Origin of the sequence: Bacillus cereus group sp. BfR-BA-01356 (assembly GCF_022663635.1) — a bacterium.
GTDB lineage: Bacteria > Bacillota > Bacilli > Bacillales > Bacillaceae_G > Bacillus_A > Bacillus_A cereus.
In genome coordinates this window covers 1-24,526 of record NZ_JAKUFX010000042.1, presented here as the reverse complement: position 1 = coordinate 24,526, position 24,526 = coordinate 1, and the positions used below count along the sequence as shown (strand labels likewise).

Below are 24,526 nucleotides of genomic sequence, written 5' to 3'. Positions count from 1 at the left end.
TTCCCCTCACTTTATATATACATTTTCTTTTTTCACAAGCTCATTCATATAATCCATCAATTCTTTTTTTAGTTCTTCATGTTGAAGCGCCATCTCAATCGTCGTTTTAATAAACCCAAACTTCTCCCCAACATCATAACGGATTCCTTCAAAGTCATACGCAAACACTCGTTGAATTTCATTTAAACGTTGAATCGCATCAGTTAATTGAATTTCTCCACCAGCACCTGTTTCTTGGTTCTCTAAGAACATAAAAATTTCTGGCGTTAATACGTAACGTCCCATAATTGCCAAATTAGATGGAGCTGTTCCTTGGGCTGGTTTTTCTACAAATTTACGCACCTGATAGCGACGTTCATTTTGTTCAACTGGATCAATAATACCGTAACGATGTGTTTCATTTTCAGGTACTGTTTGTACACCAATAACGGATGATTGTGTTCCTTCGTATTGATCCATCAATTGACGTAAACATGGTGTTTCTGCTTGTACAATATCATCACCAAGTAATACCGCAAATGGTTCATTCCCAATAAATTTACGAGCGCACCATACCGCATGCCCTAAACCTTTTGGCTCTTTTTGTCTTATGTAATGAATATTTATTTTTGAGGAAGCTTGTACTTTTTCAAGCATTTCATACTTCCCTTTTTCTAAAAGGCTTTGTTCTAATTCGAAAGAGTGATCGAAATGATCTTCAATAGCACGTTTTCCTTTTCCAGTAACAATAATAATGTCTTCAATTCCTGATTCAATTGCTTCTTCTATTATGTATTGAATTGTCGGCTTATCAACGATCGGTAACATTTCTTTCGGCATTGCTTTTGTTGCTGGCAAAAATCTTGTTCCCAAACCAGCTGCTGGAATAATTGCTTTTCTTACTTTTTTCAATTGTAATCCTCCCATATCCTTTTATTTATATGTAACAATAACAAAAACCCTACCTATAAAGTCATGTTTATAACTCCATAGGTAGAGTTTCTATTACAAATAAATTATGGGCATCTAACCCATCCTCACGTCATACTCCCGACGACAAGCGTCTAAGGTAGGTTCGAAATAAAAATTTCTACCCACAGCACGACCGAGTGCCTCCGTTGATAACGGTTAGGAGACATCACCAGTTCTTTATTTAAAAAATACCAAATAATTTTTTACGACGAATTTGTTCTGGATCTTCTTTGTAAATTGCCTTCCCACTAATTAATAAGTACGGATTTTCTTTCAAATCACTCATAACATTCATTCCAAATTCTTTCTCAATTAATTCGTAACTTTCCGCTAAATGAAATCCTCTTGACGTTGTGTTATGTGCATCTGAAGCGACCATATGTGTTAAATTATGTTCTACAAGTTGAAGTGAAAACTTTTTAATTTTTTTACCGAATTTCCCTAATAAACTACCTGCCGTTACTTGCGTTAATGCCCCTTTATTTACAATGCTATATAACTTATCTGGCCGCTCGATTAACTCGGCATTACGTTCTGGGTGAACGATAATTGGAATCATTCCTTTTACGCGTAATCCATATAGTAGTTGTTCTGCATAACGAGGTACATGATTAGATGGAAATTCAATGAATATATATTTATTTGTTTCATTTAAAGTAACGATTTTACCAGCTTCATAGTCTTCTAATAAATCACCATATAATCTGACCTCTTGCCCAGGTAAAATGGTAAGTGGAATATTATGTTGTTGTAGTTCATCATTTAATTGTTTTACGTGATGAATAATTGAAGTACGTTCATTTATATATTTTCCATTTTGATGGTGTGGTGTAGCAACAATTGTATGTATTCCTCCTGAAACGGCTTGTTGTGCCATTGCTAAACTATCTGTTACTGTCTGTGCACCGTCATCGATACCAGGTAAAATGTGACAATGTAAATCTATCATTTGTTTCATCCTCCCTCTCTCCTATAAAGATCTTTTTTCCCTTGAATATGAGATATCACTCATATTCAAGGGAAAAAAGGAGATATGCTTTTACCATATCTCACTTTAAAATTAGTTTGCACCGTAGTAATAATATAAGCCGTTTTCACGTTCACGATCGTTTAGAACAACTCCTAATAATTTACCTTTTGCAGACTCCAATAATCCTTTTGCTTTTACTGCTGTTTCTTTCTCTGTTGATTCACTACGAACAACAAGAATAGAAGCATCACATACATTTGCCATAATTTGCGCATCTGTTACAGCTAAAATTGGTGGCATATCAAAAATAACTAGATCATACATACTGTATGCTTGCCCAAGAAGCTCTTTCATTGATTTCGAACCTAACAATTCGGCCGGGTTTGGCGGGATTGGACCACAAGCTAAAAAGTGTAGATTATCAACTAATGTTGTTTGCACACATTTCTCTAAACGTTCACTATGTGTTAATACGTTCGTTAATCCGAAAATGTTATCTACTTGGAACATTTGATGCATTGCTGGTTTACGCATATCTGCATCAATTAATAATACTTTTTTTCCTTGTTGAGCAAAAACAACTGCCATATTCGCTGTCGTTGTCGTTTTCCCTTCACTTGGGTTTGCAGACGTGACCATTAATGAATGTAAATTCGTATCAATAGCTGCAAATTCAATATTCGTTCGAATATTACGATATTGTTCTGAAATTGGTGATTTCGGTTGTTGATGAGCAATTAATTGACGACGTTGACGATGATTCTTTTTCTTTTTAAATAAATTAAGAGCCAATTGTTTGTCCCCTCACTTTTCTTGATGATGGAGCGTGTGATTTCACGTTCAATGTTTCTTCATCCATACGAGCTACAATACCTAATACTGGTAAGCCAAGTAAGTTTTCCACATCTTCTTCTTTTTTCACTGTGTTATCTAAGTATTCTAGTAAGAATGCAAGACCAACTGAAGCCATTAAACCCACAACGAAAGCGATTGCCACATTTAACATTGGGCGTGGTTTAATTGGTGATAATTCTTCTGCCAACTCTGCTTTAGAAAGTACCGTAACATTATCTACACTCATAATTTTTGCAACTTCACCTTTAAATACATCTGCAGTTGCATTAGCAATATCACGAGCTAGTTTCGGATCTTTATCCTCAGCTGTAACAGAAATAACTTGAGAATCTTTTTCATTCGCAATATTAATCTTCTCTGTTAAAGCTTGTGCTGTCATATTTAAATTTAATTTTTCATTTACTTGATCTAAGATTACTGGACTTTTAATAATAACCTTATATGTATTCGTTAATTGAATATTCGTTTGAACTTCACCAGCTTGGAACATTGCCCCTTCTTGCTTCTTCTGATTAACAAGAATTTGCGTCGAAGATTGATAGATTGGTGTCATGAAGAAAAAGCTAATGATAGCACTTACAATAGCTGCACCAAAGGCGATTACGAGGATCATTGCTAAACGTTTTTTTAAGATATGAAATAACTCTTTTAGACTAATTGTTTCTTCCATAGGTTCCTCCAACTTTCTAAAATTTACACATAGGAAAAATTATAACATATAAATCTTACATTTTTCATTTTTAATAATTCAGTTCTATATTTGTTCACAAGAAACAAGTTTAATCTTACAAAATAATCTTAAATATGACAACACATTCCAATCATTTTCCAAAATTTTTATTTTATCACGTTTTTCACACTGTGTAACTTGATAAAGAATTTTCGGAAAACAATAAAAAGCCAACAAAATTTTTGTTGGCTTTTTCATATTTTAGTAATAACCATATTGCTCTTTTTCTTCTCTTTTATCGTTTAAAACGACTCCAAGTATTTTGCCTGATGCTTTATCTAATATTTGTTTCGCTTTTACGATTTTATCTTTCTCCGTCTTTTCACTTCGTACAACGAGTACGATTCCATCACATTTATTCGCAAGTATTTGTGCATCCGTAACCGCAAGGACAGGTGGTGTGTCGATTAATATAATATCAAACATGTTATATGCTTCTAGTAACGCCTCGTCCATTGCCAGACTCCCTAATAGTTCTGCTGGGTTTGGCGGGATTGGACCTGCTGCCATTAAGTATACGTTCTCTATATCTGTTTTTTGAATGCATTGCATAAGTTTTGCTTGTCCTGATAATAAGTTTGTTAACCCATTTGAACTATGAATGGCAAATAAGTTTTGTATCGTCGGCTTACGCAAGTCAGCTCCAATTAATAAAACTTTCTTTCCTTGTTGTCCGAAAACAACTGCTAAGTTTGAGATTGTTGTTGTTTTCCCATCACCTGGATCGGCTGAAGTAACAATAATAGAACGAATATGATTATCTACAGATGTAAACTCAATGTTTGTACGAATGTTACGGTATTGTTCTGTAATACGCGATTTAGGCTCTTTATGTGTAATTAATTGTCGTAATGGTTTTCTTTTCTTTCTCCCGAACATATTCATAATCTCCTTTTGTGAAATGCGACATTTCCCTTTTCTCTCTCTTATGCTCGATTTCATACGTCTAATTAATATTCTTGCTGAGTTCCCCACATTTCATCATAATCAATAACATCCTACTTTGTCTTATTTAAGTACCTTAACAATATGACAATGCCCTTATTTCTTTATTACCTTTATCACTTATCCTGTTTTCTAGATAAATAATAAAGTAAGTATATGGTAATTACCATCTATTTACAAGATATTTTCTGATTAGTTTGTATATTATTGTTTAATCGTTATATAGCAGAAATTAAAAAATCCCCTTGTCTTTTCACAAGGAGATTTTTTAGTACTATCTATTCTTTTTTATCACCAATCGCAAATGTAATTTCTGCCTCACATGCAACTTCACCATCTACTGTTGCGATTGCTTTTCCTTTTCCAATTGGGCCGCGTACGCGTGTCATTTCTACTTCTAGACGAAGCTGATCACCTGGGCGTACTTGTTTTTTGAAACGGCAATTGTCGATACCTGCAAAGAAAGCAAGTCTTCCGCGGTTTTCTTCTTTCTTTAATACTGCAACTGCTCCGACTTGTGCTAATGCTTCTACAATAAGTACACCAGGCATAACTGCATAGTCAGGGAAGTGTCCGTTAAAGAATTCTTCGTTTGCGGATACATTTTTAATCCCAACCGCTCTTTTACCTTCATCTACTTCTAATATTTTATCAACAAGTAAAAATGGATAGCGGTGAGGAATGATTTCTTTAATTTGTTCTATATTTAGCATATAACAATCGCCCCTTTTGTAATATTGGTCTTACCACTTGGACATATTGCTATTATCCCATTTTGTTTATTGTTTGTCATTACAAAGTAACATTTTATATTTAGCACAACTTCCTAAAAAAAAATGCACACACTCTATTCCATTAAAATAGTTGCACATTTTTGCAACTGACACGGAGGTGGAAAGGAGTGTATGCCCAAATTAGGGAAAGGCAATATGTATTGAAACATTATTTGCCTTAATGTCGTATTCGACTCATTATATTATAAACGTTTTCAATTAAGGAAATATTAAATTTAACCATATATATGAATATTTTACCTGTTTCCTTCATATTTCTCTATTTTCCTTCCATTTTCGCAAAAAAACAAAATAAAAAAATATAAAAACGAAAAAAAGAACTAAGGCGTCAGCCTTAGTTCTTTCAAATTATCTCAAAGCACGCTTTGGTAATCTGTCGATATTCTCTAACATAATACCTGTACCAACCGCAACGCAGTGCATTGGGTTTTCAGCAATTAATACTGGTACTTTTAGTTCTTCTGCTAGAAGCATGTCGATACCGTGTAGTAAAGCTCCACCGCCTGTTAGAATAACACCGCGGTCGATGATATCTGCAGATAATTCTGGTGGTGTGCGCTCTAATACGCCTTTTGCAGCTTGTACAATAACAGCTGCATTTTCTTTTAATGCTTCTGTAATTTCTTCAGAGCATACTGTAATTGTACGTGGTAAGCCTGTTACCATGTCACGTCCGCGAATTTCAAGCTCTTCGCTACGTGCACCTGGGAATACTGTACCAACTTTAATTTTAATATCTTCTGAAGTACGTTCTCCGATTAATAGCTTATACTTACGTTTAATATAGTTTAAGATCTCCATATCAAACTTATCGCCAGCCATTTTGATAGAGGAAGAGGTAACAATATCACCCATAGATAGTACAGCGATATCTGTTGTACCTCCACCAATATCAACAACCATGTTACCGCTTGGTTGGAAGATTTCCATACCAGCACCAACTGCGGCTACTTTTGGTTCTTCTTCTAAAAATACTGTTTTACCACCTGAACGTTCAGCAGCTTCACGAATTGCTTTTTGTTCTACTGATGTAATATTTGTTGGACAACAAATTAAAATACGAGGTTTTGAAAAGAAGCTCTTTACATCCAATTTGTTAATGAAATACTTTAACATTGCTTCTGTAATTTCGAAGTCTGCGATTACACCATCTTTAAGTGGACGAATTGCTACAATATTACCAGGCGTACGTCCCACCATGCTTCTCGCTTCTTCACCTACTGCTAATACTTTACCACTATTACGATCAATTGCCACAACAGATGGCTCATTTAATACAATACCCTTACCTTTAACATGAATTAATACGTTAGCCGTACCTAGGTCAATTCCGATATCTCGCGCAAACATTCCCGTTTTTTCCTCCTCGATATTCAAAATCAGGTTACACCCGAATTCTTTTCACCTAATTTCTGATTTTATCATAAATTTAACAGAAACGTAATATTCGCAAAAAGAATTCTTCTGAAAAATATTACCGAATGTGAACGGAATGTTTGCTACTGTAACATTATTGACGTACAGGCTTCTCTACATCTTCTTTTCTATACTTTTGCTTTGTTGCTTCTCCACCTCTTAAATGGCGAATAGACTTATGATAATCAAGAATTTCTTTCACTTCATTTGCGAGCTCTGGATTAATTTCTGGTAGACGTTCTGTTAAATCTTTATGGACTGTACTCTTTGATACCCCAAATTCCTTTGCAATGACACGCACTGTCTTTCTTGTCTCCACGATATACTTACCAATCTTGATAGTTCTCTCTTTGATGTAATCGTGCACACCACTCGCCTCCCTAATTTGGATGTGAGAAGGGTGAAATGAGCCTCGCTGCATACGACTAAGAAGTAAGTGTGGGTGCTGTTTGTAAGCGTTAAACATTCTTGGATTTATAATGAAATGATTCACGATTTCTCACCTCAAACACTCTCTTTGCTTTGGTTTATACCATTGTATTGCCCGCACTACTGATATATGCTACATGTTCACTATTTTTGCGGACTAAGTTAAGAAAAATTACGTTTTTTTGTGAGAAATACGTTAACAGTGACTATTTTGGCGAAAAAAATGACACCTTATATATAAGGCGTCATTCTTCTCTTTCAAACTCTTCTTCTAATAATTGATGGTGGGGAACCTCTTTCTTACCGGCAATATAATAATATAAGGTGAATAAAACAAACAATAAAATAATAGCAGTCGACAGAACAAATAAAAATGACACAGTATCCCCTCCCTTTTGTAATATATATTCGAGAATCTCGTCATTTTTCCTTGTTTTTGCAACTTTTTTCTCGAAATTGAGTATTTTTATATGGAAATAAAAAAATCAGCTCTCCTAGTGAGAACTGATTTTTTCACTTTCTTATTCTTGTGAAGAAGAATCGTTAGATGATTCTGTAGAACCATTTGTTGATTTTTCTTCTTTCTTCGGTTCTTCTTTTTTGTCACCAGTTGAACCGCTTGTTGATTTCTCTTCTTTTTGAGACTTGTCTTCTGTTTTACTTTCAGGTTTCGTGCTCGTTGACTTCTCTTCTTTTTGAGATTTGTCATCAGCTTTTTTACCAGAAGCATTCGTAGCCTTTGCAGCACCTGCATCAGCTTTAATTTCTGTTACTGATTTATTTAAGTAACGTTCAGGGTTCACAGCCACATTGTCTTTACGTACTTCAAAGTGAACGTGAGAGCCTGCCTCTTTATTCATTGCACTTAGACCGGATGTTCCTAATACTTCACCTTGTGCAACTCTTGCACCTTTTTCTACTTTCACACTGCCTAAGCTTTGATAAGATACCGCTACACCATTTCCACTATCAACTGTTACAACATAACCAAGAAGTGAATCTTTTTCAGCTTTCGTTACTGTACCACTTAAAGCAGCAGCAACATTGAATTCTTTTCCATTTTTCGCAGCAATGTCAATTCCTTTGTTTGGGGAATATGTGTTGTTATAAAAGACAAGTGCTTTTTCTTGTTCCGCCTCAGTTGCTGCATCTTCATAGAATTTCTTCTGTACGACTACTTCCGCATTCGCGGCAGCTGGCATTTTCACTACTTCTGAAGATTTCGTTACTGGTACTGCTGGATCTTCCGATTGTGTATACGGTGTTGCTTGATCGTGGTTTGGAGTCTTCTTCGGATTAGCTCCTTGGAACCATAGCGCAACCATTAAGATTACCGCTGCACAAGCAATGTATAGTGCCGGAAACACCCATCTTTTTTGAAATAAATGTACTACCTTTTGCGACTTTTTATTATTTCTTCCTCGCATTCCATCATCACCTCAGCAATCATTTTGAACAATATTCACCTATCCTATACAACGTATAACTAATTACTTTTCGACAAAATCTGTAAAAATATGTATAAGAACTGTAAAATTTCCGAGGAAATGATAGAAAAAAGAAAAAACTGAGCACTTTTAGCTCAGTTTTTAGTCTAATTGTTTCTTTTTATATACGATTAAACATACAACGAGCGATATAATAAGCCAAACTGCAACATTTAATACATGCCCACTAATACTACTAAATCCCGCCCCACCTACTAAGCTTTTAAGTGCTTTCACAATATGAGATGTTGGAAGATATCCAATCATCGTCTTAATTACTTTATTTTCAACCATTGGCTCAAACTGTACAGCCAAATACATCGTCATTAATATCGGCATTCCAATTATTGATGTTTGTGGTACAGAAGATGCAAGTAATCCGATCATTGTTCCAAGTACGATAAACAAAATAGTTCCGCATAAGAATATCAATCCTACCAATGGAAGATTAATATTTAACTGATCTAAAATGAATAAATTTGCAATACAAATGACCATCGTCAGACCCGATGTTAATAAACTCTTTCCAAGTAGAACTTCAACCGAAGATGCCGGTGATAGCATTAATACACGCAATGTATGTTTTTCTTTTTCTTCTGCAATTACCATAGATTGAACAAAGCCTGCGACAAATAGGAAGGCCGTTATAGTAGTAATACCTAACATTTCCTTTCCCACTCCAAATCTGCTAAACAAAAATGAAAGTATAATTGGTAAAAATGCCATTAACAACACTTGTGAATTTGTCTTAAAATCTTGTACTTCTTTTCTAAAAATAGCTGATACACGTCTCATTGAAAATGTCATTATAATCCCCTCCCAGTAACTTCAATAAAAATATCGCCTAAAGTTGGTTCGTGTGAATGAATGGATAGTAATTCTCCTTTGTTCATCCATTCTGAAATACGTTTTGCACCTAATTCATCTTTTTGCACTACTTCTTTTTGCTTATCCTTTAATACGACTTGTATATGATCCTTAGCGTATTGTAAGCGCAGGTTCTCTGGCGTATCAAGCGCTACAATTTCTCCGCCACAAAGGAAGGCAATACGGTTACAAAGCGTTTCTGCTTCATCCATGTTGTGAGTCGTTAAGAAAATCGTCGTTCCTTCTTCATTTAAGTCTTTTAAGATTTTATGAATGTTTTGTACGTTTACTGGATCAAGTGCAGATGTTGGTTCATCTAAGAAGAGGATATCTGGTTTATGAAGGATTGCTCTCGCTAGTGTGACGCGTTGCTTCATTCCCTTTGATAATTTTTTTACTGGTGTTTTTTTATCATCTAATAAATTCACTTGTGCTAGTACTTCATCGATTCGTTCTTTTTTACAATCGTATAAGTCACAAAATAATAGTAAGTTATCATAAATGCTAAGTCTTTCATATAAGCCGCTGTTATCTGTTAAAATACCAATTCGTTTATAATCGATGCTACTTGGTCCTGTAATATCTTTCCCTAATACTCTTACTGTTCCAACACTATGAAGCAATTGAGAAGTTAAAATTTTTACTGTTGTCGTCTTACCAGATCCACTCGGTCCGAGGAATCCGAATATCTCTCCTCGCTTCACCTCAATATTTACATTTCGAAGTGCCGTTTTTCCGTCGAAACTTTTCATTACATCTTTCATTTCAATTGCCAATGTCATTTCTTCATCCCCTTTGTTTTTCTTCTTTATAGATGAAAGTCGCTTTAGCGCTTTTCGTTCGTTTGTTTCACTTTTCTTGACTCAATCATATGAAAAACAAAGGGTAGTCGCATTAAAATACCGGTAAAAGGAGTATTTTTACCGGTGAATGAATCGCATGTTGAGCTTATTGGAACACTTTTTATAGCCCAATCACGCCTTTTAATTCATCCATGCGTCCTTTTGAAAGCGGAATTGAACTTTTTCTTTCGTCATCCAAAATTAAACTAAAACTGTTACGAGTCCAAGTAATCACTTCTCGCACTCTTTGTAAATTCACAAGATACGAGCGATGACATCTAAAGAAACCAAAACCTGTTAACCTTGCTTCTAGTTCGCTTAATGTTAATGTACATACGAAATCCCCTTCACGAACGTGAATATGTGTCACTTCGTTTTGCGTTTCAATGAAATGGATTTCCATCGGATCAAGTAAAATGATTTTATCGTTCACTTTCGCAGGTATTCTTTCTAACTTCATTTGCGGAATTATTTGAACGACCTTCTCTTCATCGACTTTTTTTGCTTCCTCTTGTTCAATTTCTACTTTTTTCACACCATCATTGTTTAGTATGTATACATCTTCCGTTAACGAAAGGGCATCGGATAGGAAAGATGACGTAATAAAAATCGCCTTTCCTTGTTCTTTCATTTTCATGATTGCTTTTCGAATAATAACCGTACTCTCTATATCTACATTTTGCTCCGGTTCTTCCAAAATGATTAAATCCGGATTATGAATCATCACTCGTCCGATATGAAGACGGCGTTTCTCTGAAAATGATAATTTTTCTATTTTAACGTTTAGTTTATCTAGGAGACCAACAGACTGCACAACTTCTTCTATACTTATCTTTGATTCATAAAGCCCTAATAGAAATTTGAAGTATTCTTTCACCTTCAAACGATCATATGCCTCATCTTTCAAAAAACAAAAACCGATGCGGGAATAATTTTTCTTTCCAATTGCTTCTCCTTCAAACAGTACATTGCCAGTCGACGCCTCTTCTTCACCAATAATGATGCGGTGTAACACTTTAGCTGTATGATTATTGCATTGCAAAACAATACATTGTCCCTTCTCTACCTCTAGCTCAATTGCCGGTAACTGGTTCGCCTTCCCTAATTGTTTCAACTCTAGTAACGCCATTTCATTTCCCCCAAATGCCTTTTTATCTTATTATATCAAACAGTTAATGGAAAATTATGATATTTTAAACAGAAAAAAATAGGTGCCAGAGTTCTGACACCTATTTCTTCACCATCAATTTTCCTTCATAATCATTCATCGTCTTTATTTCAACGCCTTTATAGTAATGAGCGACGATATCTGTATATTTCTTTCCTTCCGCTGCCATGCCGTTCGCCCCGTATTGACTCATACCAACGCCGTGACCGAAGCCTTTCGTTGTAACGATGATTTTATCTCCTTGTTGTTTCCACGTGAAATCAGAAGAACGTAAATCTAACTTTTCACGAACTTCTTTTCCTGTTAATATTTTTCCTTGAAAAGCTACATCCTTTACGCGCTTTCCTTCCGTAAGGTCTTTAATATTTCCAACCTTCCCGTCTGCTAGCACTTTCACACCGAGACGTTTTTGAAAATCAGCTACTGTAAATGTTTGCTCGCTCGTAAACTTTGGAGAGGCTTGATCCCACAGACTATCTACACTTTTCAAGTACGGATAATCATTTCCCCAATAGTCAGCTGCATTTTCTGTTCGACCATTACTCGTTGAAAAGAAGGATGCTGAAATTGGTTTTCCATCATACGTTAAAACTTGTCCTGCTGTTTTCGAAACGGCTTCTTCGATTTTCTTCAAATTATTTTCGTAGTTATTGCCCCATTGCTTCTTCAATTCATCTTTGCCTTTGTACACTTGATCTTTCACCGTATCTGTCACGTCCGCATTATTTTTCTTTCCTCCGCTTAGCATACGTTGTACTACAAATGTTCTCGCTGCTAATGCCTGCGCCTTTAGTGCCTCTATTTCAAAACTGGCATTCATCTCAGAAGCTACTACACCTGTCACATACTCCTCCACTGGTAATGTTTCTACCTTCTTTTGTTTTTCGCGATATACAGCAACTTGAACAGCTGTATCTACTTTTCCTGGAGCTGGTATGCTTTCTATCGCTGGAGGAGTTTTAGAGGCCGTTTCTTCCCCTACTTTTGCTTTCGCAAATGGAATAACAAGGGCTGCAGGTACAATGATAACGAGCGCTATTAAGAGCGCTACTGTAATAAAAAGTGGCTTTGAAAATTTCATCCTATTTTCCCCCAATATAAAAGCTTTACTCCATTCATTCTTATGGAACAACTCTTTCTTTTAGAACATACTTAAGGGGAAGAGCATAAAACAGAAATTTTCTAAATATTTTTACTGGTACGTGCATAAGTATAGAATTTATTGACTATAACAGTAATAACCCAAAAAAATAGCCCCTATGTCAAAAGACATAGAGACTATTTCAATTAAGCGTGAAGATCAGAAACTTCTTGTTCTTTCACTTCTTCTACTTTTTCGTTTACACGTTCAATAGTTGCACCTAATGCAGCTAATTTCTTATGGAAGTTTACATAGCCACGGTCAAGATGTTTTAACTCAGTTACACGAGTATAACCTTCTGATACTAAACCAGCTAAGATTAATGCAGCTGCAGCACGTAAGTCAGTTGCTGCTACTTCAGCACCTTGTAAGCTGTTTGGACCGTTCATAATAACAGAACGACCTTCAATTTTAATATCAGCATTCATACGACGGAATTCTTCAACGTGCATAAAGCGGTTTTCGAATACCGTTTCTGTAATCATGCTTGTTCCATCAGCTTGTAGTAATAATGCCATCATTTGTGATTGCATGTCTGTTGGGAAACCTGGGTGAGGCATAGTTTTAATATCAACCGCTTTTAACTTATCTGGGCCGATAACACGTACACCTTCGTTTTCCTCAATAATTTTAACACCCATTTCTTCCATTTTCGCTGTAATTGAGCGTAAATGTTCAGGTACAGCATTTTCAATTAAGATGTCTCCACCAGTAATTGCTGCTGCAACCATGAATGTTCCCGCTTCAATACGGTCAGGAATAATAGAGTGGTTTGCACCATATAATTTATCAACGCCTTCGATACGAATCGTTCCAGTTCCAGCTCCGCGTACTTTCGCTCCCATCGCATTTAAGAAGTTAGCTAAGTCAACGATTTCTGGTTCTTTCGCTGCGTTTTCAAGAATTGTTGTCCCTTTTGCTAATGTAGCTGCAGACATAATGTTTTCTGTCGCGCCTACGCTTGGGAAGTCTAAGTAGATTTTAGCTCCTTTTAGTTCTCCCTCAACATATGCCTCAACAAAACCGTTACCAACCTGTACTTTTGCTCCCATTGCTTCGAAGCCTTTTAAATGTTGGTCAATTGGACGTGAACCAATTGCACATCCACCAGGAAGTGCAATACGAGCACGACCGTTACGTGCTAATAATGGTCCCATTACTTGAACAGATGCACGCATTTTACGTACATATTCAAATGGTGCTTCAATGTTTAGTTCTTTAGAAGAATCGATTGTTACTTGATTATTTTCAAATACGACTTCAGCATTTAAATGACGTAATACCTCATTAATTGTGTATACATCAGACAAAACTGGTACTTCAGATAGTACATTCTTTCCATCACTCGCTAATAGGGCTGCAGCGATTATAGGTAATACAGCATTTTTTGCGCCCTCAACACGCACTGTGCCGTTTAACCGCTTTCCGCCACGGACGATGATCTTTTCCAAATTATTCCCCTCCGTGTCCTTTTTTCAGTATCTATTCACTCAATACTCAGAAGTTATGATCGGTGTGCCAACCACAATTGTATCTTTGTTGTCTGTAGAACGTATTGCTATTTGCACATTTATTTTCTCTCTATTTGTTGAAAGAGCGTCATCCCACTTTTTATTGTATGCGGAGACTGACACAAATGCTCTTTCTTCTACTTGTTCGATCGCTCTTGCTGAAAGATCTTTCAAAACCTGATTGGTTTTATTTTGCAAAACACCTTCAATCTTATCATTCAGTACACCTTGAACACAAGTGTAAATTATAGGTTTTTCACTAAAAATTTTATTCATGTTTTGAACATACTTCGGGTCCCATTTCGCCCCACTTACTTCAAAGATAATGAAAGTGTTTTCTTTAGTATTTTCTTTACTCCAAGTTACTACTACTCGTTCTTCATAAGAAGAAAGCTTTTTATAGGATGTAGCTTTATATCCATCTGGAGATTGCTCTACTTCCCACTTTTGAATATTTGCCTTTTCCTTCACATCGTTTAACAACTTTTGAAACGTATGTATGTTAGAAATTGTTTTTGTTTCTCTCGCTAACCATGACCATTTTTCTACTTTAGCATCATTTTTCTCTAAAGCCTTGATCATGCTCTCCATTTTCTGTTCATCGCTTATCGGTTTCATCTCTCTATATCCAACCAAAAATAAAACAACACTAAGTGCAACAATAAGAATGGCTTTAAGCTTCAATTTCATCCCCTCCTATCCCCATTGTTAACGGAGATTTGAGGTTCTATACACTTACTTTACTAAATACGTTAAACTCTTCGAATAGCCTAAATAATCAAGGAAAAAGTTACTTACAGATGTCCCAATTGCAATTGTAATTAAGATGAGTAATACTCGCGTCTGCAGCACTTTTCCGGACTTCATTAAACGCTCAATGTGAATGCCTTGTAAGGCCCACCACGTAATGGTAATAAACAATAAATGCGAAACAATGGCAATCAGTGCTTGTTGCCCTAAAAGTTGTGCCAAAAAATCGACCCCTTTTTACTCAGCTACTACTTATGAAAGAATATAAAAACGATACCATAATAAGTAGGAGCTACACTTTTTCAAATGCACATAGACATCTTACATTTTACATCGTGATTTTCTTTCCAAAAACGTATATCTACATTACAAGTTAACACAAAATAAAAAGCGCAGAGTACTGACTCCACACCTTTTATTTTCACTATTGTACCACGTTCCCTAAGAAGAAGAAATCTTTCATTAATGGAAAATATTCATAAAAGAAATTGTACCCAATCATCGGCATAATCCCTAGTATTACAATCGAAATTGCACAAAGACTCATAACAACCTTTATATTTAACGGTAACCGTATTCTCTCTTCTGTCTCTCCGGTGCGGAAAAACATTTGTTGTAAAATACGGAAATAATATACGAATGAAACAACTGTCGTACCCATCATAATCGAAGCTAGTACGTAATGTGCTGGCTCTACATGAAGTGCGCCTAAAATGATATTAATCTTTCCAATGAAGCCAGCCGTTCCTGGTATCCCAGCCAACGATAAAATAAAAATTGTCATCATTATCGCTGTAAATGGCGACCTTTTATATAAACCTGTGAAAATTGTTATATTTTCCTCATTATTTTGTAAGATTAAGCCGTGGATGATAGCAAATGCCCCTATATTCATAAGCATGTATGCCAGCATATAAAACCACATGCTATCCATCGTAAATGGTGATAATGCCACAAGTGGAACGAGTAAATATCCTGCATGAGCAATGCCCGAATAAGCAAATAAACGCTTTATATTGTATTGTTTTAATGCGACTACATTCCCAACAATCATCGTAATACTTGCTAGCACCGCAATATATATACTCATATGCCCATATAAAGATTGCATATCTCCTTGTATTAATACACTTGCAAAGATCATAAGGAACAAACGAATAATGAGTAGGAACCCGGCAATTTTAGAAATCGTTCCAAGAAAAGCAGTAACTGGTGTAGCCGCTCCTTCATACACATCAGGTGCCCACATATGAAACGGCACTGTGGCAATTTTAAATGAGAGACCAACTAGCAATAAAAGAAATGCGAGAGCTAACAATAACTGAATACCACTAGCGAGTTCCCCAGTGAGTACCTTTTGCATATCTACAATGTTAGTTGAACCTGTAATACCGTATAAATAACTCATTCCGAAGAGCGTAATCGCCGTTCCAATTCCTCCGCTAATGACGTATTTCATTGCCGCTTCATTTGATGCACGGCTCTTTTTTCGTATTCCTACTAAGATATAGGAAGAAAGTGAAAGTAACTCCAAACCAACGAAAAGGGTAATAAAATCAACACTAGAAGCCATGAACATCGCGCCAAGAAGTGCCATTAAAAATAAGTAATAATATTCACCTTTATCTTCAATTGGATTCTTCTTATCATCGCTCATTGCGGTGCATAAAATGAGAGCTGAGGCACCTAATAGCAACGTTTTAAACCCTTTTGAAAATCCATCTAACACAAACGATCCATTTAAAATATCTCCTGCCGGTTCGCTATATAGAGTAATTAATGACACGATTGCTAATACGATGGCAGCAATCGCACCAAGAGCTACATATCTATGGTTCAGCTTAAAAAACAAATCACATATGGAAAGAAGGATGGCGGCGCCGAGAATAATAAATTCTGGCACCATTAGATGCCACGATAAGCTAAGTAACGTATTCATATCCATCCTACTTCACCCCCAATGTTTTCAATGTATTTTGAAGCGGATCCCCTAGTATCTCTGGCATAACTCCAATTGCAATAATACAAAAGATAAGTAGTAAAACAGGGACATACTCCCATCCGTGTATATCAGATTTTGCTTCCCACTCTTTCTTTCCAAATGTCACTTGAAGTGTCGCCCTTAATACATATACAGCGGTTAAAATGATGCCAATCACACCGACTGCAGCAATGACGGGCTCTCCTTGAAATAAACCGAGAAAGGCAAGAAATTCACTAACAAACCCAGACATCCCTGGTAATCCGAGCGATGCCATTCCTCCTGCTAAGAAGAAGCCGCTAAGTACTGGGACACTTTTTGCGAGTCCACCAAGCGCTGTAATGTCTGATGTTCCGAAACGTTGTTCTATAACACCGAGTAAGAAAAACAGCAAGGCTGCAATTAAACCGTGCGATACAACCTGGAATAACGCTCCTTGTGTACCAGGTGCATTAAGTGACGCAAGTCCCATTAACACAATTCCCATATGCGAAATACTAGAGTAAGCCAGTACTTTCCTAAAGTCTGTTTGGATGAGCGCTAAAAAGGCACCGTATAATAAATTAATTACGCCTAATATCGCAATTAGTGTTGCAACATCGTGAAAATATTCCGGGAATAGCCCTTTCCCGAAGCGAATAATACCGTACGCTCCAATCTTCAGCAAAACACCCGCATGAAGCATAACTACAGCTGGATGCGCTTCTATGTGTACATTGACCATCCAGCGGTGCAACGGAAAAACAGGTAGTTTAATTGCAAAAGCAATCATTATGGCAATAAATACACTAAGCTGCAAACTACTTGGGATGACGAGTGCTCCCTCTGCGTTTACGCTTCTTAATATCTCTTTCAGCTCCACAATATTTGTTGTACCTGTTTTCGCGAACAAAATTGAGAAAACAATGAGCAAAATAGCTGAGCCAATACCGTTATATATTAAATAACTATACGCAGCCTTTTCACTCGACAATTTTCCCCACTTTCCAATTAATAAGAACATTGGTGGCAACGTAATTTCAAAGAAGATAAAAAACAACATTAAGTTTTGAGCAGCAAAGACGCCGAGCATTCCTATTTCTAGCATGAGTAACAGCATATAAAATGCTTTTAAATTTCTTTTAATAGAAAAGGCTGCAATTGCTGCAAGCGTTGCTAGAAGAGCCGTCAGTACCATCATGACAAGCGACAAACCATCAATACCGAGCTCGTAATAAATAGAAAACCACCTTTTATCTACCGCTGTAAAATCACCGAACTTAATCCATTTCATCTTTTCATCGAATAGTGACAAATTCTTTCCAGAAGCATATGTACAAGCGAGGACGGCAGCTATTCCAAATGGAAGTGCCGTCCCAAATAAGCCAAGCGCTCGCACTGTACGTAATTCCTTTTTCGGTGTTAATACAAGCAATAAAATTCCTAAAAGCGGGGAAAAAATGAAGAACGTTAACAACAAATCATTCATCGTAAATCCCCTCCCGTATAGAGCAAAATAATGACGAGTACAGCGAGCGAAACCGCCGTTACAGTACCGTACACTTGTACATTCCCGTTTTGAAGTTTCGATCCAAGGTTACTTGTACCTTTCACTACACTTGCAATTAAAACTGCAATTCCTTCGACTACATACACTTCAAATAAGCGAAGCACATGAGCGATTCCTTTCGTAATAGGGATCACCGTCATGTTGTATAGTTCATCCACATAATATTTTTCTTTCAAAAGATTATAAAGCGATGTTTCCGTACCCCCAGCCCAATCTCTAGAAATTGATTTCTTGCCATATATGAAATATGCAAGAGCGATTCCCGCAAATGAAACGAGTGTCGCAACAATCATAATCCAAACTGGTCCATGCGCTTCTTCAACCTTAAACCCTACATCTTTCGTCAACCAATCTCCGAGAAACGTCCCAAACCATGGTGTATTTATATATCCTGCCACTACTGCGAGAACGCCGAGAACAATCATTGGATACGTCATATCGCGAGGCGATTCATGCACTTCTTCCTTCGTCTTCGTTTCTCCAGTAAAGACAAGAAAGTATAGGCGGAACATATAGAACGCTGTTAAAAACGCCGCAATTACCGCTAAAGTAAATAAAACGTAATTGCCATTCATCCACGTCGCCACTAAAATTTCATCTTTGCTGAAAAAACCGGAAAGCAGCGGAACACCGCTAATGGCAAGGGTACCTATTAAAAATAGCGTACCAGTTACTTTCATCTTCTTCTGTAAACCGCCCATTTTATTAATGTTTTGCGTATGCACAGCATGAATTACACTTCCTGCCGCCAAAAATAGTAGTGCTTTAAAAAAAGCATGTGTCGTTAAATGAAATATACCAGCTACATAACCGGCAGAACCTAACGCGAGCATCATGTACCCGAGCTGGCTAACTGTAGAATAAGCAAGCACCCTCTTTATATCTGTTTGCACAAGACCGATAGAGGCCGCAAAGATTGCAGTGAAAGCTCCAATGATTGCCACTGTCTGCATCGCCACTGTACTTGCTGAAAACAGAGGGAACATCGTCGCTACTAAATATACGCCAGCTGCGACCATCGTCGCCGCGTGAATAAGTGCCGAAACGGGTGTTGGCCCCTCCATTGCATCTGGCAACCACGTATGAAGCGGGAACTGACCTGATTTCCCCATCGCCCCGATAAAAATTAATATCGCTGTTATTGTAATCATGTAAGGAGGTAGATCCCCTGTATAAATCGCCCTAAATATTGCGTCATATTCAAAACTACCTGCGTACCAAAAAATTAAAATCATCCCGATAAATAAACCAACATCCCCAATACGGGTCATAATAAAAGCCTTTTTTGCAGCAGCCTTCGCTTCTTCTTTAAAGAAATAAAAACCGATAAGTAAAAATGAGCCAAGGCCAACTAATTCCCAAAATATATAAAGTTGTAATAAATTCGTTGATATAACAAGTCCTAACATCGCAAATGTAAAGAGTCCTAAATATGCGTAAAAGGTTGGTAATCGTTCATCACCTTTCATATAACCTTTCGAATACACATGTACAAGTAGACTTACAAGCGTCACGATAAATAACATTAAAGCTCCTAATGCAGTCACTTCAAAGCCGAATGATATATCCACATCTCCAGCTCTAAGCCACACCCACTTATGCTTCACGCTTGCTTCTGAAAACCTTTCTATTAACACAAGTACCGCAAGTATAAAGGAGAGAAAGACGAAAAAAATACTAAGTACGCTGCTTCCTTCTCTAATTTTCTTCCCGAATATAATGAGTAACAAAAACGAAACGAGTGGGAAAAGCGGTATGAGCCATGCATAATCGATCATTGTTTCCTTCCCCCTTTTTCGGTCACAATGCTATCCTTTAAGCGTATCCATTTCATCCACCTGAACTGTCGTACGATTACAATATAAAGCAATTAAAATAGCGAGTCCTACCGCCGCTTCCGCTGCCGCTACAGCCATCGTAAACAGTGAGAAAATTTGACCTGTTAAATTCGGAAATAAGCCTAATTTACTAAACGCCACTAAGTTTAAATTGGCAGCATTCAGCATTAATTCGATACAAACTAATACGATTACTGTATTCCGCTTTGTTAAAGCTCCAAATAGACCGATGCAAAACAAAATAATTGCAAGTGTTAAATATGCAGAAGCTGGAACGCTACTCATTGGAATCCTCCTCTTTCTCGTCCTTTTTCGCAAGTATAATTGCGCCAACGAGTGCTACAAGTAAAATAACTGAAGTTAGTTCAAATGGAATAATATATTTTGAATAGAGAAGCGTACCGATTTGAAGTGTGTTGTTTTCATGGAGAGGTAAACTTCCTTGTGTGCTTTCATTTGCAAAATCAACATTATTAACAGCGAAATACATAACCGCTCCAAATGCTACAACTGCAAAGAAGATAATCCATTTTCGAAGAGTAAGACGCGATTCATTTTCCGCGTTATGTTTCGTTAACATAATGCCGAAAATCATAATAATTGTGATTGCACCAGAGTAAAGTAAAATTTGTGCAACGCCTATAAATTCGGCTGACAAAAGAAAATACAAACCTGCAATGCTGAGAAATGTCAGAACGAGAGCTAGCATCATGTGCATAACTTTCGTTAAGTTCAACATAAGAACACCGCCGATAATTGCAGACAAGGATAGTATAAAGAATGCTACAAACTCGCCATTCATGCCTTATTCTCCTTCCTGACGTTTTCGTCGTTTTCGTCAAGCCACTGCAAATTTTTAAATAAGTCATCACGTGAATATTCCGCGAGTTCAAAGTTATTTGTCATGACAATTGCCTCTGTCGGACAAACTTCTGTACATAAATCACAAAGAATACAAATTTCAAAATTAATATCATACGTGTCGATAATTTTTCCTTTTTTCGTAGGATCCGGATGTTTCTTTCCTGTTAACTGAATACAGTCTGTCGGACAAATGTTAGAGCACTGATTACAAACAATACATTTCTCCGGATAAAATTTTTGAATCCCCCGAAAACGGTCTGGCAACGGCAACGGTTGATTTGGATAATCATACGTTACCTTCTTCTTGCTCAAATTACTTAATGTATATTTTAACCCTTTAAATAGTCCTTTCATCTCTTACTGGCACCCCCCTCATAGATTAGAAGAATAACTCCTTAATCAATGCCGTTAAGAAAATATTTGCAAGTGCAATCGGCAATAATACTTTCCATCCAAACTCCATTAACTGGTCACCTCTTATACGCGGGAACGTAACGCGGAACCAAATTAATAGAAAGACTACACTGCTAAATTTCAAAGCAAACCATACGGCACCTGGGATAAATCCAAGAAACATGACTGGATTCCATCCGCCTAAAAAGAGCACTGTAATTAACGATGCCATCCCGAAGAAATATACGTACTCTGAAAGCATGAAAAACGCCCAGCGAAAACCTGAGTATTCCGTATGATATCCAGAAACAAGTTCTGACTCCGCTTCCGGCAAATCGAATGGCGTCCTATTTAACTCTGCAACTGCTGCGATTAAGAAAACGACGAATCCAATTGGCTGTACGAAAATGTACCAGACCTTCTCCTGCGCCGCTACAATCTCATTTAAATTCAGGCTACCAGCTAGCAAAACGATACCAATTACACTCATTACGAGCGGAATCTCATAAGAAATCATTTGCGCCGCCGCACGCATCCCTCCTAAAAGGGAATATTTATTATTCGATGCCCATCCCCCAGTTACAACACCTATCGTCGTAATACCGGAAACAGCAATATAATAAAGTAGCCCGACTCCAATATCTGCAAATTGAAATTTATCAGTGAACGGGATAACCGCAAGCACCATAAATGCTGGTGCAAATGCAATGACAGGCGCTAATATAAACAGCGGTTTATCTGCTGCTTTCGGAATACTATCTTCTTTCAATAATAGTTTTAAAACATCAGCTACCGTTTGCAGTAAACCGAATCGGCCTCCAACCTGGTTTGGTCCAATCCGCCCTTGCATAAATCCCATCACTTTCCGTTCTGCCAAAATTCCATATGTAACGAAGCCAAGGACTGCAAATAGTAGAAGTACCGCTAATCCGAAAAAAATGAAGAAATTCGTCCAGCTTGAAGGTGATTGTAAGAGCGTCTCAATCATTAGCCATCAACCTCCCCAAGTACAATATCAACTCCACCTAAAATCGTAATTAAATTAGCGATGTTTTCACCTTTCAATAACTTCGGTAAAATTTGCAAGTTATAAAAAGATGGCCTACGAAACTTCAAACGGTACGGCTCTTTCTTTCCGTCACTAGCGATATAACAACCAATCTCTCCGCGCGGCGATTCGATACGTACAAATGCTTCTCCCTTAGGTGCCTTAATAATTTTCGGTACTTTTGCCAGCACAGCTCCATCTTTCGGGAACTGCTGAACCGCTTGCTCAACAATCTTTAAAGACTCCTCGATTTCTTGCATTCGGCAAACGTAGCGATCCCAAGCATCTCCCACGCTTCCAACAGGAATATCAAAATCAAAACGATCATAAATCGAATACGGCTCATCTTTGCGAAGATCCCAGTTTACTCCAGTGCACCGCAAATTTGCTCCGCTTAAAGAATACGAGATCGCTTCTTCCGCGCTATATATACCAACGCCTTTCACACGATTTAAGAAAATCTCATTACCGCTAACAAGATCATGATAACCTGCTAATTGCTCCCTCATATACGGAACAAACTCTTCCACCTTTTCAATCCAACCATCTGGCGCATCCCACTTCACACCGCCAACTCTCATATAGTTAAAAGTAAGCCGTGCCCCGCATAATTCATTTAATAAATTTATAATCATCTCTCGTTCACGAAACGCGTACAAAAACGGGCTGACCGCTCCTATATCAAGAAGATTCGTCCCCCACCAAACGAGATGGCTCGCAATTCTTCCTAGCTCCATCGCAAGTACTCGCAAGTATTCGGCACGCTCTGGAATTTCAAGCCCCATCATCGTCTCTACAGCATGGCAAATGACGTAATTATTCGTCATGGCTGATAAATAGTCCATTCGATCTGTATAAGGGATAATTTGCGTATACTGTAAGCTCTCAGCGATCTTTTCCGTCCCGCGATGCAAATATCCAATAACAGGTGTAGCTTCTTTAATAATTTCCCCGTCAATCTTAATTACGAGCCTGAACACACCATGTGTACTCGGATGCTGAGGTCCTACATTCAAAAGCATCTCTTCCGTGCGGATCATAGCTACACCTCCACATCATACGGTTCATAGTCTTTTCTAAGCGGATATCCTACCCAATCATCTGGCATTAAAATACGCGTTAAATTCGGATGCCCTTTAAATACAATGCCGAGCAAATCGTATGCTTCTCGCTCCGGCCAGTCAGCTCCTTTCCAAAGCGCTGTCACAGATTCGACTTGCGGCGCTTCCCGGTCTAGCTTTACCTTCACCGCTACCGATTGTTTCTTGCCATATGAAAACAAATGAACATACACTTCCATATGTGTCACAAAATCCGTCGCATGTAGCTCTGACATATAATCAAAAGCAAGTCCCTCATGGCATCGCAGTGACTCCATCACTTCATAATACTTTTCGGGATCCACCACAAGAGTTGGCACATCCTTTGACAGTTTATTAATGTAGGAATCTACTAATGCACCCTCTCCTAACTTCTCCCTAATAGCCTCAACATACTGATTTAAATACGGCTGATTTACGGACGGTTCTTCCTGCTTCGGCTCATCCTCTTTCTTACCTTCAGCTCCCTTTGTCTTCGCTCTTGCAGCCGCTGCTGCTTTCGCTTTTGCCGCTGCAATTGCCTTTGCCTTTTCATCTCCCGAATCCCCATCACCTTGCGAGGCTTTCTGCTTCGCCAAGGCTGCCGCTTTTGCCTTGGCGGCCGCCACCGCCTTCGCCTTGGCTTTCGCTTTTTCTTCTCCCGTTACTTCTTCTGTCCCTTCTCTTTTCTGCTTCGCTAACGCTGCCGCTTTTGCCTTTGCAGCTGCTGCTGCCTTCGCCTTGGCTTTCGCTTTTTCTTCTTCCGTTACTTCTTCGGTTCCTTCTCTTTTCTGTTTGGCTAACGCCGCCGCTTTTGCCTTTGCAGCTGCTGCTGCCTTCGCCTTGGCTTTCGCTTTTTCTTCTTCCGTTACTTCTTCGGTTCCTTCTCTTTTCTGTTTCGCTAACGCCGCCGCTTTT

General features: G+C 37.7%; 26 protein-coding genes. All 26 read right to left on the bottom strand.

What is annotated here, in order from left to right; translation table 11 throughout:
* Positions 1-6: 6 nt before the first annotated feature.
* The gene (gene galU, locus MR168_RS15845; protein ID WP_086412167.1) at positions 7-891 is read right to left on the bottom strand and encodes a UTP--glucose-1-phosphate uridylyltransferase GalU; all 885 of its coding nucleotides are present in this window, start codon (positions 889-891) and stop codon (positions 7-9) included.
* Positions 892-1,132: 241 nt separating this feature from the next.
* Complete coding sequence (locus tag MR168_RS15840) at positions 1,133-1,900, bottom strand: tyrosine-protein phosphatase (RefSeq protein WP_086412184.1); 768 nt, start codon at positions 1,898-1,900, stop codon at positions 1,133-1,135.
* Between the two features lie 111 nt (positions 1,901-2,011).
* Entirely contained in the window at positions 2,012-2,713 is a 702-nt protein-coding gene (locus MR168_RS15835) for a CpsD/CapB family tyrosine-protein kinase (protein ID WP_001207148.1), read from the bottom strand.
* A complete protein-coding gene (locus tag MR168_RS15830; protein WP_072940088.1) occupies positions 2,703-3,446 on the bottom strand; it encodes a YveK family protein in 744 nt (247 codons plus the stop codon). The genes MR168_RS15835 and MR168_RS15830 overlap by 11 nt, the downstream gene beginning before the upstream one ends.
* A 261-nt stretch (positions 3,447-3,707) precedes the next feature.
* Positions 3,708-4,385, bottom strand: a complete 678-nt coding sequence (locus tag MR168_RS15825) for a CpsD/CapB family tyrosine-protein kinase (RefSeq protein WP_140159383.1) — start codon at positions 4,383-4,385, stop codon at positions 3,708-3,710.
* A gap of 344 nt (positions 4,386-4,729) precedes the next feature.
* Positions 4,730-5,164, bottom strand: coding sequence for a 3-hydroxyacyl-ACP dehydratase FabZ (gene fabZ / locus MR168_RS15820; protein WP_000931959.1), 435 nt, complete (start codon positions 5,162-5,164; stop codon positions 4,730-4,732).
* Positions 5,165-5,593: 429 nt separating this feature from the next.
* On the bottom strand, positions 5,594-6,595 hold the full coding sequence (gene mreB, locus MR168_RS15815) for a rod shape-determining protein (protein ID WP_000457978.1): 1,002 nt from the start codon (positions 6,593-6,595) through the stop codon (positions 5,594-5,596).
* 160 nt (positions 6,596-6,755) lie between these two features.
* A complete protein-coding gene (gene spoIIID / locus MR168_RS15810) occupies positions 6,756-7,028 on the bottom strand; it encodes a sporulation transcriptional regulator SpoIIID (protein ID WP_000544012.1) in 273 nt (90 codons plus the stop codon).
* A 307-nt stretch (positions 7,029-7,335) separates the two neighbouring features.
* Positions 7,336-7,470 (bottom strand): hypothetical protein, encoded by a 135-nt coding sequence (locus MR168_RS15805; RefSeq protein ID WP_000008901.1) that lies wholly within the window; start codon positions 7,468-7,470, stop codon positions 7,336-7,338.
* A gap of 141 nt (positions 7,471-7,611) precedes the next feature.
* The gene (gene spoIIQ, locus MR168_RS15800; RefSeq protein ID WP_086412170.1) at positions 7,612-8,517 is read right to left on the bottom strand and encodes a stage II sporulation protein SpoIIQ; all 906 of its coding nucleotides are present in this window, start codon (positions 8,515-8,517) and stop codon (positions 7,612-7,614) included.
* Between the two features lie 162 nt (positions 8,518-8,679).
* Complete coding sequence (locus MR168_RS15795; protein WP_000144450.1) at positions 8,680-9,384, bottom strand: ABC transporter permease; 705 nt, start codon at positions 9,382-9,384, stop codon at positions 8,680-8,682.
* On the bottom strand, positions 9,384-10,226 hold the full coding sequence (locus MR168_RS15790; RefSeq protein ID WP_086412171.1) for an ABC transporter ATP-binding protein: 843 nt from the start codon (positions 10,224-10,226) through the stop codon (positions 9,384-9,386). The genes MR168_RS15795 and MR168_RS15790 overlap by 1 nt, the downstream gene beginning before the upstream one ends.
* A 181-nt stretch (positions 10,227-10,407) precedes the next feature.
* Positions 10,408-11,415 (bottom strand): LytTR family transcriptional regulator DNA-binding domain-containing protein, encoded by a 1,008-nt coding sequence (locus tag MR168_RS15785; protein WP_086412172.1) that lies wholly within the window; start codon positions 11,413-11,415, stop codon positions 10,408-10,410.
* Positions 11,416-11,515: 100 nt separating this feature from the next.
* Complete coding sequence (gene spoIID / locus MR168_RS15780) at positions 11,516-12,535, bottom strand: stage II sporulation protein D (protein ID WP_242291418.1); 1,020 nt, start codon at positions 12,533-12,535, stop codon at positions 11,516-11,518.
* Between the two features lie 206 nt (positions 12,536-12,741).
* Entirely contained in the window at positions 12,742-14,046 is a 1,305-nt protein-coding gene (gene murA, locus MR168_RS15775; protein WP_000411274.1) for a UDP-N-acetylglucosamine 1-carboxyvinyltransferase, read from the bottom strand.
* 39 nt (positions 14,047-14,085) lie between these two features.
* A complete protein-coding gene (locus MR168_RS15770) occupies positions 14,086-14,790 on the bottom strand; it encodes a YwmB family TATA-box binding protein (protein ID WP_000767916.1) in 705 nt (234 codons plus the stop codon).
* Positions 14,791-14,841: 51 nt separating this feature from the next.
* On the bottom strand, positions 14,842-15,078 hold the full coding sequence (locus MR168_RS15765) for a DUF1146 family protein (RefSeq protein WP_000057889.1): 237 nt from the start codon (positions 15,076-15,078) through the stop codon (positions 14,842-14,844).
* A 202-nt stretch (positions 15,079-15,280) separates the two neighbouring features.
* Positions 15,281-16,795 (bottom strand): NADH-quinone oxidoreductase subunit NuoN, encoded by a 1,515-nt coding sequence (gene nuoN / locus MR168_RS15760; protein WP_348980675.1) that lies wholly within the window; start codon positions 16,793-16,795, stop codon positions 15,281-15,283.
* Positions 16,796-16,802: 7 nt separating this feature from the next.
* Positions 16,803-18,305 (bottom strand): NADH-quinone oxidoreductase subunit M, encoded by a 1,503-nt coding sequence (locus MR168_RS15755; RefSeq protein ID WP_000998922.1) that lies wholly within the window; start codon positions 18,303-18,305, stop codon positions 16,803-16,805.
* Positions 18,302-20,164, bottom strand: a complete 1,863-nt coding sequence (gene nuoL / locus MR168_RS15750) for an NADH-quinone oxidoreductase subunit L (protein WP_046393108.1) — start codon at positions 20,162-20,164, stop codon at positions 18,302-18,304. The genes MR168_RS15755 and nuoL overlap by 4 nt, the downstream gene beginning before the upstream one ends.
* 30 nt (positions 20,165-20,194) lie before the next feature.
* Positions 20,195-20,509 carry an NADH-quinone oxidoreductase subunit NuoK gene (gene nuoK, locus MR168_RS15745; protein ID WP_098664315.1) on the bottom strand — a complete coding sequence of 105 codons (315 nt, stop codon included), beginning with the start codon at positions 20,507-20,509 and terminating at the stop codon, positions 20,195-20,197.
* Positions 20,502-21,026 carry an NADH-quinone oxidoreductase subunit J gene (locus MR168_RS15740; RefSeq protein WP_001012812.1) on the bottom strand — a complete coding sequence of 175 codons (525 nt, stop codon included), beginning with the start codon at positions 21,024-21,026 and terminating at the stop codon, positions 20,502-20,504. The genes nuoK and MR168_RS15740 overlap by 8 nt, the downstream gene beginning before the upstream one ends.
* Entirely contained in the window at positions 21,023-21,442 is a 420-nt protein-coding gene (gene nuoI / locus MR168_RS15735) for an NADH-quinone oxidoreductase subunit NuoI (RefSeq protein ID WP_000677191.1), read from the bottom strand. The genes MR168_RS15740 and nuoI overlap by 4 nt, the downstream gene beginning before the upstream one ends.
* 25 nt (positions 21,443-21,467) lie before the next feature.
* Positions 21,468-22,469: an NADH-quinone oxidoreductase subunit NuoH gene (nuoH, locus tag MR168_RS15730; RefSeq protein WP_000573426.1), complete on the bottom strand. Its 1,002-nt coding sequence runs from the start codon at positions 22,467-22,469 to the stop codon at positions 21,468-21,470.
* The gene (gene nuoD / locus MR168_RS15725) at positions 22,469-23,569 is read right to left on the bottom strand and encodes an NADH-quinone oxidoreductase subunit NuoD (RefSeq protein WP_000621434.1); all 1,101 of its coding nucleotides are present in this window, start codon (positions 23,567-23,569) and stop codon (positions 22,469-22,471) included. Before nuoD ends, nuoH begins: the two co-directional genes overlap by 1 nt.
* A gap of 2 nt (positions 23,570-23,571) precedes the next feature.
* The coding region (locus MR168_RS15720) for an NADH-quinone oxidoreductase subunit C (RefSeq protein WP_242291416.1) at positions 23,572-24,526 on the bottom strand (955 nt) is incomplete at its 5' end.